We start from the raw sequence: 12,436 nt of genomic DNA, 5'->3' as shown, positions 1-12,436 counted from the left end.
ATGCACGATCTCGAACTGACTGAAGAACAAGTGATGATCCGCGACATGGCCCGGGACTTTGCCCGTGGCGAAATCGCGCCCCATGCGCAAGCCTGGGAAAAAGCCGGCTGGATCGACGACGCGCTGGTGGCGAAGATGGGCGAACTGGGCCTGCTGGGCATGGTGGTGCCCGAGGAATGGGGCGGCACTTACGTCGATTACGTGGCATACGCCTTGGCCGTGGAAGAGATTTCTGCCGGTGACGGCGCGACCGGCGCGTTCATGAGCATCCACAACTCGGTGGGCTGCGGGCCGGTCATGAATTACGGCAGCGAAGAGCAGAAACAGACCTGGCTGGCCGACCTCGCCAGCGGTCAGACCATCGGCTGCTTCTGCCTGACTGAACCGCAAGCCGGCTCCGAGGCGCACAACCTGCGCACCCGCGCCGAACTGCGTGACGGCCAGTGGGTGATCAACGGCGCCAAGCAATTCGTCAGCAACGGCAAACGGGCGAAACTGGCAATCGTATTTGCGGTGACTGATCCGGATCTGGGCAAGAAAGGCATCTCCGCGTTTCTGGTGCCCACCGATACCCCGGGCTTCATCGTCGACCGTACCGAACACAAGATGGGCATCCGCGCCTCCGACACCTGCGCCGTGACGCTCAACAACTGCAGCATTCCCCAGGCTAACCTGCTCGGCGAGCGTGGCAAGGGCCTGGCGATTGCCCTGTCCAACCTCGAAGGCGGACGCATCGGCATCGCCGCACAAGCCCTGGGCATTGCCCGGGCCGCGTTTGAAGCAGCGCTGGTTTACTCGCGTGAACGCATCCAGTTCGGCAAGCCGATCAACGAACACCAGAGCATCGCCAACCTGCTGGCCGACATGCACATGCAAATCAACGCGGCACGCTTGATGATCCTGCACGCGGCGCGTCTGCGCACGGCGGGTAAACCGTGCCTGTCGGAAGCTTCACAGGCCAAGCTGTTCGCGTCCGAGATGGCCGAGAAGGTCTGCTCCTCGGCGATTCAGATTCATGGCGGGTATGGGTACCTGGAGGATTATCCGGTCGAGAAATACTACCGCGACGCGCGGATTACTCAGATCTACGAAGGCTCGAGCGAGATTCAGCGCATGGTGATTGCGCGTGAACTGAAGAACTACCAGCTCTAGAAGCATCGCGAGCAGGCTCACGCCTACAGGGACTTTGCGTACGACGCAGATCCACTGTGGGAGCGGGCTTGCTCGCGAAGGCGTCAGTCAGGTCAACGCATTATTTGCCCTGAAATTCCGGCGCCCGTTTGGCCACAAACGCCGCCATGCCTTCCTTCTGATCCTGGGTGGCAAACGCCGCATGGAACACCCGGCGCTCGAAGCGCACGCCTTCGGTCAGGTTGACCTCAAAAGCACGGTTGACGCTTTCCTTGACCATCATCGCAATCGGCAGCGATTTGCTGGCGATCACTGCAGCGACTTTCAGCGCTTCGTCCAACAACTCATCGCTCGGCACGATCCGCGCGACAATGCCGCAACGCTCGGCTTCGACTGCATCGATCAAACGCCCGCTCAGACACATTTCCATGGCCTTGGCCTTGCCCACGGCACGGGTCAGGCGCTGGGTGCCGCCCATGCCCGGGAGCACGCCGAGGTTGATTTCCGGCTGGCCGAACTTTGCATTGTCGCCGGCCAGAATGAAGTCGCACATCAGCGCCAGTTCACAGCCGCCACCGAGGGCGAAGCCGTTGACTGCCGCGATGATCGGCTTGCGTCGGTTGGCCACGCGATCGCTGTCGCTGAACAGATCATCCATGTAGATCTGCGGGTAGGTCAGCTCGGCCATTTCCTTGATATCGGCACCGGCGGCGAACGCTTTTTTCGAGCCGGTGATGACGATACAGCCGATGTTCGCATCCGCTTCCAGGCCATCGAGGGCGTGGTTCACTTCGCTGACCAGTTGCGCATTCAGGGCGTTGAGCGCCTGCGGGCGGTTCAGGGTGATCAGACCGACGCGGCCGTGGTTTTCCAGCAGAATTGTTTCGTAAGTCATGGGCAAGATTCCTTGTCAGAGATTGCGCGAAATAACCATGCGCTGAATGTCGCTGGTGCCTTCGTAGATCTGGCAGACACGCACATCGCGGTAGATGCGTTCCAGCGGGAAGTCGTTGAGGTAACCGTAACCGCCCAGCGTCTGCAGCGCCATCGAGCAGACCTTCTCGGCCATTTCCGAGGCGAACAGTTTCGCCATCGAGGCTTCGACCAGGGCTGGCTGACCACTGTCACGCAGGGCGGCAGCGTAATGCACCATTTGCCGGGCGACAGCGATCTGCGTGGCCATGTCGGCGAGGCGGAAGGCCACGGCCTGGTGCTCGATGATCGGTTTGCCAAAGGTGTCGCGCTCACGGGCGTAATCGCGGGCCGCTTCGAACGCAGCGCGGGCCATGCCCACCGATTGCGAAGCGATGCCGACGCGTCCGCCTTCAAGGTTGGCCAGGGCGATCTTGTAGCCTTCGCCCTCTTCGCCCAAGCGGTTGGCAACCGGCACTTTCACGTCTTCAAAGAGAATCTGGCAGGTGTCCGAGGCGTGCTGGCCGAGCTTGTCTTCGACCCGGGCGACTTTGTAGCCAGGCGAATCAGTGGGCACGATGAACGCACTGATGCCCCGTTTACCGGCGCTCGGGTCGGTCACGGCAAACACGATCACGATCCCGGCGTTCTGCCCGGAGGTGATGAATTGTTTGCAGCCGTTGAGTACGTAGTGATCGCCTTCAAGGCGTGCGCGGGTTTTCAGGCTGCTGGCATCGGAACCGGCTTGTGGTTCAGTCAGCGCGAAGGCACCAAGCATGGCGCCGCTGGCCAGCGGTTTGAGGAAACGTTCGCGCTGGTCGTCGTTGCCAAACTTGAGGATCGGCACGCAGCCCACCGAGTTGTGCACGCTCATGATGGTCGAGCAGGCACCGTCGCCGGCGGCGATTTCTTCCAGGGCCATGGCGTAAGCCAGATAGCCCGTGTCACAGCCGCCCCACTGCTCCGGCACCAGCATGCCGAAGAAGCCCAGTTCGGCCATCTCGCCGATGGCTTCCTTGGGGAAACGGTGCTCGCGATCCCACTCGGCGGCGAACGGTTTCAGCCGTTCCTCGGCGAACTGCCGGGCCATGTCACGGATCTGGGTCTGGTCTTCGTTGGGAATCATGGTGAGTCCTTAATTCTAGTCAAACCCCCTATTTATTGTGGGAGGGGGCTTGCTCCCGAAGAGGCCGTGTCAGTCAAATAATCTCTGAAGGACACACCGCCTTCGGGAGCAAGCCCCCTCCCACAATCGGGATGGGTGTTGATCTTAGTAAACGCATTCCACGGCCATCGCCGTGGCTTCACCGCCGCCGATGCAGATTGCCGCAATCCCGCGTTTCAAGCCTTTCTGGCGCAGGGCCGAAAGCAAGGTCACCAGAATCCGCGCACCTGACGCACCGATCGGATGGCCTAGGGCGCAGGCGCCGCCATGCACGTTGAGTTTGTCGTGGGGGATTTCCAGATGGGTCATCGCCGCCATTGCGACCACGGCGAACGCTTCGTTGATTTCGAACAGATCGACCTCGTTCAACGCCCAACCGGTCTTCTTCACCAGCTTCTTGATCGCACCAATCGGCGCCACCGGGAACAGCCCCGGGGTGTCGGCAAACGCCGAGTGACCGTGAATCACTGCCAGTGGTTTCAGACCGAGTTTCTGCGCCTGCGACTGGCGCATCAGCACCAGTGCCGCCGCGCCATCGGAGATCGAACTGGAGTTGGCCGCCGTCACTGTGCCGCCTTCACGAAACGCCGGTTTCAGCGAGGCGACCTTGTCCAGCTTGGCTTTTGGCGGCTGCTCGTCGTTGCTGATCAGGACCTGTTCCTTGCCAACAGTTACGCTCAGCGGCACGATTTCCGCCTTGAAACTGCCATCCTTGATCGCCTGCTGGGCGCGGGTGGTCGAGGCGATGGCAAAGGCATCCTGCGCTTCGCGGCTGAAGTCGTTGGTTTCGGCGCAATCTTCGGCGAAGGTGCCCATCAGGCGACCCTTGTCATAGGCGTCTTCGAGGCCGTCGAGGAACATCGAGTCGAGCACCCGGCCATGGCCCATGCGGTAACCGGCGCGGGCACGGTCCAGCAGGTAAGGCGAGTTGGACATGCTTTCCATGCCGCCGGCAATCACCACATCGGCGCTGCCAGCGATCAGCATGTCGTGAGCGAGAATGGTGGTTTCCATGCCCGAGCCGCACATCTTGTTGACCGTGGTGCAACGGGTGGATTTATCCAGTCCGGCACCCAGTGCAGCTTGGCGTGCAGGCGCCTGGCCGAGGCCGGCCGGCAATACGCAACCGAACAGCACTTCGTCGACCGCGTCGCTGGCAACCCCGGCGCGTTCCACTGCAGCCTTGATCGCGGCAGCGCCGAGTTGTGGGGCGGTGAGGCTTTTCAGTTCGCCCTGAAAACCGCCCATCGGGGTGCGGACGGCGCTGACGATAACAATCGGATCGTTGGAAATAGTCATGACAAATCCTCCTTACTTGGCGGCCATGCGCAAGGCGCCGTCGAGACGGATCACCTCACCATTGAGCATGCTGTTTTCGATGATATGCCGAACCAGTGCGGCGTACTCGGCAGGTTTGCCCAGGCGCGGCGGGAACGGTACGCCAGCGGCCAGCGACTCACGGACTTCCGGGGTCATACCGGCCATCATCGGGGTTTCGAAAATGCCCGGGGCGATGGTCATCACGCGGATGCCGAAGCGCGCCAGTTCACGGGCAGCCGGCAGGGTCAGGCTGGCAATTGCGCCTTTCGAGGCGGAATACGCCGCCTGGCCGATCTGGCCGTCGAACGCCGCCACCGACGCGGTGTTGATGATCACCCCGCGCTCGCCGTCGGCGTTGGCTTCGCTCTCGGCGATGGCCGCTGCTGCCAGGCGCAGCATGTTGAAGCTGCCGATCAGGTTGACGTTGATCACCTGGGCAAAACTGGACAGCGCGTGCGGGCCGTTCTTGCCGAGGATCTTCTCGCCACGGACGATGCCGGCGCAGTTGACCAGGCCGTTGAGGCTGCCAAAGGCTTTGACTGTCGCCTGCACCGCGGCCTCGGCGGCGGCTTCGTTGCTGATATCAGCGACAACACTTTGCGCGCCGAGGCGTTGGGCCTGCGCGGCAAGCGCTTCGGCGTTCATGTCCACCAGCATCACTTTGGCGCCGGCGTTGACCAGCCATTCAGCGGTGGCCGCGCCCAGGCCGGACGCGCCGCCAGTGACGATAAAAACCTTGTTTTCGATCTGCATGACTGACTTCCTGATTCAAGCTGAAACGTTGTGCGCCGCGGCCTCTTGAGCCTTGGCGATTTCCTGGTTGCGCAAGATAAAGCGCTGCAATTTGCCGCTTGGGGTTTTCGGCAATTCGCTGACAAATTCGATTTCACGCGGATATGAATGCGCGGCCAGACGCTTGCGCACGTGTTGCCGCAACTCTTCAGCCAGCGCGGGTTCCGCGCGGTATTGCGGGTTGAGCACGACGAAGGCTTTGACCAGTTCGGTGCGCTCCGGGTCCGGCTTGCCGACCACTGCCGCCTCGACGACCGCCGGGTGCTCGATCAGTGCACTTTCAACGTCGAACGGCCCCACGCGGTAGCCCGACGTAGTGATCACGTCATCGCTGCGCCCGACGAAGCTGATGCTGCCGTCCGGGTTCCATTCCACGGTGTCGCCGCTCAGGTAATAGTTGCCGACGAAGGCTTTGGTCGGCACGCCTTCGTAGCCGCCGAACCAGCACATCGGCGATTGAGTACGGTCGATGGCGAGAATGCCAGGCTGGCCGACGCCGAGTTCGGTGTGCTGCTCGTCGAGCACCACGATGCGATGGCCCGGCGAGGCGAAACCGGCGGCGCCGAGGTGGATCGGGTGTTCCAGGCCATGGTGGTTGCACAGGACCATGCCCAGTTCGGTCTGGCCGTAGTGGTCGTGAATGACCACACCGAGGTTGTCGGCGAACCAGCGGATCACTTCCGGGTTCAGCGGCTCGCCGGCGCTGCTGACGATGCGCAGCCTGCCCTTGATCGACTTGGCGAACTCGTTGCCGCCGGCAATCAACAGGCGATACGCCGTCGGCGAGCCGGTGAGGTTGGTGATGCCATATTTGTTGATCACCCGGCAGGTACTTTCGAGGGTGAACGGACCGTCGTAAAAGGTGATCGGGTGCCCCATCGACATCGGGCCGGTGACGCCGAAATAGATACCGTAGGCCCAGCCCGGGTCGGCGACGTTCCAGAACGAGTCTTCGGGGCGCAGATCCACCGCATCGCGGGTGTAGCTCTGGAATGCGACGATGGCCTTGAGCGGCACTGACAGCGCTTTCGACGGGCCAGTGGTGCCTGAAGTGAACATCAGCAGGAACGGGTCTTCGCCTGTCAGCAGGACCGGTTCGCAGACGCTGGAATAGTTGGCCAGCTCAGCCCAGAAACTGAAATCGCCGCGGACGATGCCCTCGCCTTTGGCGCCACCGACGGTGACCACGGTCGGGCAAGCGGCGACTTCAGCGAGTTTCGGCCGATTGATGGCGTCGGTGACCACCACTTTGGCGCCGGAACTGTTCAGGCGATGTTCGATGGCTTTGGGGCCGAAGGCAGTAAACAGAGGTTGATACACCGCGCCAATGCGCCAGGTGGCGAACACGGTGATGAGCAATTCGATATTGCGCGGCAGCAGGCCGGCGACCTTGTCGCCCTTCTGCACGCCCTGGGCGAGAAGGAAATTGGCGAAACGTGCGGCTTTGTCCTGCAGATCGCTGAAGGTGTACGTAGCGCTTGCACCGTCGCGCCCCTCCCAGAACAGTGCGATGCGCCCCGGCAAGGCGTGGCGGTCGCAGCATTCGACGCAGGCGTTGAGCGCCTCCAGCGAGCCGCTGAGCGCAGCGTCCACAGTGTGTTGATAGTTGAACTGTTCGGTGGCAGACAAGTAATCGCGCATTGCCAGAATCCCTCTGTGTTTTTATTAGGCTGGGAACCGTAAACAACAGAGGGATAGTCGCGCTGCAGCGCGGATGCGGCAATGGTCAAAGCCATCAAGTTGGATGACTGGTTTGGCCAAGGTTGCGCAGATGTGTCGCCGGGACTGGCCCCTTCGGGAGCAAGCCCCCTCCCACAGGGAATTGCATTTCAAAGGGGGGATCATCTGTGACTGCCGAGCAAGCTGCAATGACAGGGGAGGATGCATTTCAAAGGGAGGATCACCTGTGATTGCCGGGCAAGGTGCAATCACAGGGAGCATGCATTTCAAAGGGGTATCATCTGTGATTGCCAGGCAGGCTGCAATCACAGGGAGCGTGCATTTCAAAGGGGGATCATCTGTGATTGCCAGGCAAGGTGCAATCACAGGGAGGATGCATTTCAAAGGGAGGATCACCTGTGACTGTCAGGCAAGGTGCAATCACAGGGAGCATGCATTTCAAAGGGGGATCACCTGTGATTGCCAGGCAAGCTGAAATCACAGGGAGGATGCATTTCAAAGGGAGGATCACCTGTGATTGCCGGGCAAGGTGCAATCACAGGAGCATGCATTTCAAATGGGGGGATCACCTGTGGTTGCCGGGCAAGCTGCAATCACAGGAGCATGCATTTCAAAGGGAGGATCACCTGTGGTTGCCGGGCGGCTGCAATCACAGGGAGCATGCATTTCAAAAGTGGGAGGGGGCTTGCTCCCGAAGGGGGCCGGTCAGGCGGCAAGTAATCCGGATCAGACTGCTTCGTTCAGGATCAGCGTACGGTAATGCCCCGGATTCGATCCCGACCACTTGCGAAACGCCTTGTAGAACGAACTCGCATCGGCAAACCCCAGCCGCGTCGCGATCTCGACAAAACTGATCGAAGGCTCCGCCAGCCAGGTGATCGCCAGTTCCTTGCGCACGCTGTCCTTGAGACCTTGATAGGTCTGCCCCTCCTCCGCCAAACGCCGACGCAAGGTCGAGGCGGACATGCACAGCTGTTGCGCCAGAGTCTCGGTTTCCGGCCACTGCTCGGCGGGCAACTGCCGCAGGTCCTGCTTGATCCGGCTGGCGAGGCTCTCCGGGTCACGGTACTTCACCAGAATGTTCGCCGGCGCATGGACCAGAAAGCGCTTCAGCTCCTCGGCGGTGCGCTTGATCGGCAGATCAAGGCAGTCAGCGGCGAAGATCATCCGCGTACGCGGACGATCGAAACGCAGGTTTTCCGAGAACATCACCCGATAGTCGTCGCAGAACTCCGGCTCGGCGCAGCGCAGCTCAATCGCCAGAATCGGAATCCGCCGCCCCGCCAGCCAGCAGGCCACGCCATGAACGATCATCCAATAAGTGAAATACGTGAACGCCCGTCGTGGTTCGGGATCATCTTCAAGCAGGACAATTTCCGCCAGGCTCTGCTGGTGCAGCAGTTGCGCCGGCATTTTTTCCAGCATCAGCGAAAGGAAATTCAGGCCTGTGCTCAGGCCAGCGGCCAGGGTCGGTTGCGCCATGGCGCTGCGACAGAGAAATTCGAGGCTGCCGGACTTGAGCTGACGCGGATCCATGCCGAAGAACTCGTCATCGCCGCGCCGCGCCAGCAAACGCCAGAGTTTCGCGTATTGCGAGGCGGGCACCCGGCCCTCTTCACTTTGCAACCGGGCCGGATCTATCCCGACCTTGTTCAAGACGTCTTCCGTGGCCACGCCCGGGGCACAACTTTGCAGCAGCGCTTCACGCACCAGTTGCACGGCGATGGTGTCTTTTTCCGACATGGAGCGAGGCAGACCTTGTTGTTTTCGAGTGACGGGCATCTTAACGCAGCCATCCTCGGCACAACACAGATCCCTGTAGGAGTGAGCCTGCTCGCGAAAGCGGTGGGTCAGTAAAAACTGTGCCGAATGACAGGAGGCCTTCGCGAGCAGGCTCGCACCCACAAGGTTGAACAGTGGCTGACTAAAAAACGTGCCGTTCAGCGAATGTTCAGGTAAATGTCAACCATCCCCATTTGGGAATGAGTGTCATTATGTTACAACTTAGCCACCTATCTAAATCACTCGTGGTTGCCGCAATGCTCGTTCCCTTTCTGATCATGCTGCGCGAAGGCATTGAAGCCGCCCTGATCGTTGGCATCATCGCCAGTTACCTGCAACAGACCGGCCGTGGCCAATGGATGCCGGCAGTGTGGATCGGCGTGTTTCTCGCCGCTGCGCTGGCGCTGCTGGTCGGGGGTGGCCTGGAGCTGGTCAGCGCCGAGTTCCCGCAAAAACAACAGGAACTGTTCGAGGGCGTGGTCGGGCTGGTCGCCGTCGGCATTCTCAGTTCCATGGTGTTCTGGATGCGCAAGGTCGCGCGTTCGATCAAGCATTCGCTGCAGGCGTCGCTGGATCACGCCCTGACGTCTTCAAAGCATCAGGTGATCGCGCTGATCGCCATGGTGTTCTTCGCCGTGGCCCGCGAAGGACTGGAAACCGTGTTCTTTCTGCTTGCCGTGTTCCAGCAGAGCGAAGGCCCGGGAGCACCGATCGGTGCCCTGCTCGGCCTGGTGCTGGCGATCATCGTCGGCTTCCTGATCTACAGCGGCAGCATGCGCTTGAACCTGTCGGCGTTTTTCAAGTGGACCGGGCTGTTCATCCTCGTGGTCGCCGCCGGGATTCTGGCCAACTCGGTGCAGGCCCTGCATGAAGCGGGCCTCTGGAATCACCTGCAAACCGTGCTGTTCGACTTCAGCGCGACGCTGCCGATGGATGGCCCGTTGGGCTCGGTGCTGGCTGGCATGTTCGGCTATCAGGATGCGCCGACCGTCAGCACCCTCGGCGCGTATCTGCTCTATCTGGTGGTGGCGCTGGTGATGTTTTTCTACCCTGCCGCGCCTGCTGCGCCCAAGCCTGCCAATTCGTCTTCCGCTTCCAGCCAATAAGGGCACCCATGTCAAAGCCTAATACTCCTCAGGCCTCCCCTCCCCGCGCGCTGCGCTGGGCGGTGGCCGGTTCGGTGGTCGTGATGATCGCCGCCGGTGGCTTGTTCTACTACGCCTCGAAAATGGCGGCGGCCAAGCGTCAGCACAACCATGACGAAGTGGTGGTCAACATCAACGCCCACAGTTGCGATCCGAACGAACTGAGCGTACCGGCCGGACGCGCCAGTTTCCGTATCGTCAACCGCTCCGATCGGGCGGTGGAATGGGAAATCCTCGACGGCGTGCTGGTGGTCGAAGAGCGCGAGAACATCGCCCCGGGCCTCAGCCAGGTGATCAACGCCAACCTGCAACCCGGCGACTACGCCATCACTTGCGGGCTCTTGAGCAACCCGCGTGGCGTGCTGCACGTGACGCCGACGGCGGCTTCCGATGCTGCTGCGAAGGCCAAGCCGTCGATGGTCGCTTTCGTCGGACCACTGTCAGAGTTTCGTGTGTACCTCGCCAGCCAGGGCAGCACGCTGATCAAAGCGGTGACTGCGTTGAATCAGGCGATTGAAAGCGGCGACTTGGCCCAGGCACAGGCTTTGTACCTGCCGGCGCGTGCCGCTTACCAGCGCCTGGCTCCGGCCGCGCAACGCCTGGCCGAACTGGACAACAGCATCAATGCCCGCGCCGACTATTTCGAAAAACGCGAACAGGATCCGGCCTTCGTCGGCTTCCACCGAGTCGAATATGCGCTGTTCCAACAGCGCAAAATCGATGGTTTGAACCCGGTCGCCGAGCGCCTGCTGACAGACGTCACCACGCTCAGACAGCAACTGCTGGCCCAGTCCCTGCCGCCGGAGCAGTTGGTCAACATCGTGGTGCGCAACCTCAACACCCTGGCCGACGTGCGCGCCGCCAGCGGCGAAGAGGAGCGCTACAGCCACGGCGACCTGAACGGTTTCGCCGGCAACCTGGAAACCGCACACAAGGTGGTCGAGTTGCTGCGGCCAATGCTGAGCAAATCGGCGCCGGAGCTGCTGCCGAAAATCGACGCGGCGCTGAGTGATTTCGACAACGAATTGAACAGTTTCAAGGTCAAGGACGGCTACGCCACTTACGACACGGTCAGTGGCGAACAACGCAAACAGATCGCCGACAAGGCTCAGGCCCTGGCTGACGCTCTGGATGGCATCGACCCCGCCCTCGGCCTTTCCGGCCTGTAAGCAGAAGACGAATACCGATGAAAGATTTAGAAAACCTCGATCTGCAACGTCGCCGCGTCCTGATGGGCATGGGGGTTGCGGGGGTCGCGCTGGCCGGTTCGGCCCTCAGTTGCCCGGCCATGGCTGCGGCCCCGGCACAAGTCACCGAAGCCCCGAGCAGCGACAAGACCGAAGACCGTCACGACTTCCACGGTGTGCACCAGACCGGCATTGTCACCCCGCGTCCGGCGTCCGGCATGTTCGTTTCGTTCGATGTGCTGGCCAGTGATCGCGAAGATCTGGAGCGGCTGTTCCGCACCCTCAACGAGCGCATTGCGTTCCTGATGAAGGGCGGCCCCGTGGCACAGATCGACCCGAAACTGCCGCCACCGGATTCTGGCATCCTCGGCCCGGTCGTGACCCCGGACAACCTGACCATCACCGTGTCGGTGGGCGAGTCGCTGTTCGATGAGCGCTTTGGTCTGGCCGATGCCAAACCGAAGCGCCTGCAACGCATGGTCGGCTTCCCCAACGATGCGCTGGAGGCCGATTGCTGCCACGGCGACCTGAGCCTGCAGTTCTGCTCGAACACTGCCGACACCAACATCCACGCCCTGCGCGACATCGTCAAGAACCTGCCGGACCTGCTCTTGGTGCGCTGGAAACAAGAAGGCAGCGTGCCACCGCAAGCTCCGGCGAAACCGGGTGTGCCGGCGCAATCGGCGCGCAACTTCCTGGGTTTCCGTGATGGCTCGGCCAACCCGGATTCCAACGATGCCAACGCGATGGACAAGATCGTCTGGGTGCAACCGGGCCACGATGAGCCGGCCTGGGCGGCGCACGGCAGCTATCAAGCGGTACGGATCATCCGCAACTTCGTCGAGCGCTGGGACCGTACGCCGTTGCAAGAGCAGGAAAGCATCATTGGTCGGGTCAAGACCACCGGCGCACCGATGGGCGCCAACCATGAGACCGAGGTTCCGGACTACAGCAAGGATCCGGAGGGCAAGCTGACCAAGCTCGACGCGCACATCCGTCTCGCCAACCCGCGCACCGCTGCGAGTCAGGCCAATCTGATCCTGCGCCGCCCGTTCAACTACTCCAACGGCGTGAACAAGAACGGCCAGCTCGACATGGGCCTGCTGTTCATCTGCTACCAGGCCGACCTGGAAAAAGGCTTCATTGCCGTACAGACCCGGCTCAACGGCGAGCCGCTTGAGGAATACCTCAAACCGGTCGGCGGCGGCTACTTCTTCACCTTGCCGGGTGTCACGAGCGACAAGGACTTCATCGGTCGCTCACTGCTTAATGCCACACAACCCAAAACAGCTGCATAACCATAAAAGCCCTCGGAGCCGCTC

General features: G+C 61.5%; 10 protein-coding genes. 4 read left to right on the top strand and 6 right to left on the bottom strand.

Features of this window, described 5'->3' with window-relative positions:
• On the top strand, positions 1-1,152 hold the full coding sequence (locus tag AC1UK9_RS13990; RefSeq protein WP_025109813.1) for an acyl-CoA dehydrogenase family protein: 1,152 nt from the start codon (positions 1-3) through the stop codon (positions 1,150-1,152).
• A gap of 100 nt (positions 1,153-1,252) precedes the next feature.
• Here AC1UK9_RS13990 and AC1UK9_RS13985 read toward each other — a convergent pair whose 3' ends face one another.
• The 6 genes from AC1UK9_RS13985 to AC1UK9_RS13960 all read right to left on the bottom strand — a co-directional run bounded on the left by AC1UK9_RS13985 (position 1,253) and on the right by AC1UK9_RS13960 (position 8,743).
• On the bottom strand, positions 1,253-2,026 hold the full coding sequence (locus AC1UK9_RS13985) for an enoyl-CoA hydratase (protein WP_025109814.1): 774 nt from the start codon (positions 2,024-2,026) through the stop codon (positions 1,253-1,255).
• Positions 2,027-2,041: 15 nt separating this feature from the next.
• Positions 2,042-3,169 carry an acyl-CoA dehydrogenase gene (locus AC1UK9_RS13980; RefSeq protein ID WP_025109815.1) on the bottom strand — a complete coding sequence of 376 codons (1,128 nt, stop codon included), beginning with the start codon at positions 3,167-3,169 and terminating at the stop codon, positions 2,042-2,044.
• Positions 3,170-3,313: 144 nt separating this feature from the next.
• The gene (locus AC1UK9_RS13975; protein ID WP_482577688.1) at positions 3,314-4,507 is read right to left on the bottom strand and encodes an acetyl-CoA C-acyltransferase; all 1,194 of its coding nucleotides are present in this window, start codon (positions 4,505-4,507) and stop codon (positions 3,314-3,316) included.
• 12 nt (positions 4,508-4,519) lie between these two features.
• Complete coding sequence (locus AC1UK9_RS13970; protein ID WP_482577687.1) at positions 4,520-5,281, bottom strand: SDR family NAD(P)-dependent oxidoreductase; 762 nt, start codon at positions 5,279-5,281, stop codon at positions 4,520-4,522.
• Between the two features lie 15 nt (positions 5,282-5,296).
• On the bottom strand, positions 5,297-6,961 hold the full coding sequence (locus AC1UK9_RS13965; RefSeq protein ID WP_482577685.1) for an AMP-binding protein: 1,665 nt from the start codon (positions 6,959-6,961) through the stop codon (positions 5,297-5,299).
• A 765-nt stretch (positions 6,962-7,726) separates the two neighbouring features.
• The gene (locus AC1UK9_RS13960) at positions 7,727-8,743 is read right to left on the bottom strand and encodes an AraC family transcriptional regulator (RefSeq protein WP_482577684.1); all 1,017 of its coding nucleotides are present in this window, start codon (positions 8,741-8,743) and stop codon (positions 7,727-7,729) included.
• A gap of 296 nt (positions 8,744-9,039) precedes the next feature.
• Between AC1UK9_RS13960 and efeU the strand changes: the two genes are divergently transcribed.
• Genes efeU through efeB form a run of 3 tightly spaced genes read left to right on the top strand, consistent with a single transcriptional unit; the run spans position 9,040 to position 12,412 of the window.
• On the top strand, positions 9,040-9,888 hold the full coding sequence (efeU, locus tag AC1UK9_RS13955; RefSeq protein ID WP_025109909.1) for an iron uptake transporter permease EfeU: 849 nt from the start codon (positions 9,040-9,042) through the stop codon (positions 9,886-9,888).
• 8 nt (positions 9,889-9,896) lie between these two features.
• Positions 9,897-11,096: an iron uptake system protein EfeO gene (gene efeO / locus AC1UK9_RS13950; RefSeq protein ID WP_482577683.1), complete on the top strand. Its 1,200-nt coding sequence runs from the start codon at positions 9,897-9,899 to the stop codon at positions 11,094-11,096.
• A 17-nt stretch (positions 11,097-11,113) separates the two neighbouring features.
• Positions 11,114-12,412, top strand: coding sequence for an iron uptake transporter deferrochelatase/peroxidase subunit (efeB, locus tag AC1UK9_RS13945; RefSeq protein WP_025109911.1), 1,299 nt, complete (start codon positions 11,114-11,116; stop codon positions 12,410-12,412).
• Positions 12,413-12,436 lie beyond the last annotated feature (24 nt).

This window comes from Pseudomonas sp. AK-TSAG1-1 (assembly GCF_056821665.1).
The sequence above is the reverse complement of the archived record's forward strand: the minus strand, read 5'-3'. Positions and strand labels throughout refer to the sequence as shown.

Coding starts and splice junctions, on each gene's coding strand:
- efeU (WP_025109909.1), top strand. CDS start 9,040: ATGCTCGTTCCCTTTCTGATCATGCTGCGCGAAGGCATTGAAGCCGCC.
- AC1UK9_RS13980 (WP_025109815.1), bottom strand. CDS start 3,169: ATGATTCCCAACGAAGACCAGACCCAGATCCGTGACATGGCCCGGCAG.
- AC1UK9_RS13970 (WP_482577687.1), bottom strand. CDS start 5,281: ATGCAGATCGAAAACAAGGTTTTTATCGTCACTGGCGGCGCGTCCGGC.
- efeB (WP_025109911.1), top strand. CDS start 11,114: ATGAAAGATTTAGAAAACCTCGATCTGCAACGTCGCCGCGTCCTGATG.
- AC1UK9_RS13965 (WP_482577685.1), bottom strand. CDS start 6,961: ATGCGCGATTACTTGTCTGCCACCGAACAGTTCAACTATCAACACACT.
- AC1UK9_RS13990 (WP_025109813.1), top strand. CDS start 1: ATGCACGATCTCGAACTGACTGAAGAACAAGTGATGATCCGCGACATG.
- AC1UK9_RS13960 (WP_482577684.1), bottom strand. CDS start 8,743: ATGTCGGAAAAAGACACCATCGCCGTGCAACTGGTGCGTGAAGCGCTG.
- AC1UK9_RS13975 (WP_482577688.1), bottom strand. CDS start 4,507: ATGACTATTTCCAACGATCCGATTGTTATCGTCAGCGCCGTCCGCACC.
- AC1UK9_RS13985 (WP_025109814.1), bottom strand. CDS start 2,026: ATGACTTACGAAACAATTCTGCTGGAAAACCACGGCCGCGTCGGTCTG.
- efeO (WP_482577683.1), top strand. CDS start 9,897: ATGTCAAAGCCTAATACTCCTCAGGCCTCCCCTCCCCGCGCGCTGCGC.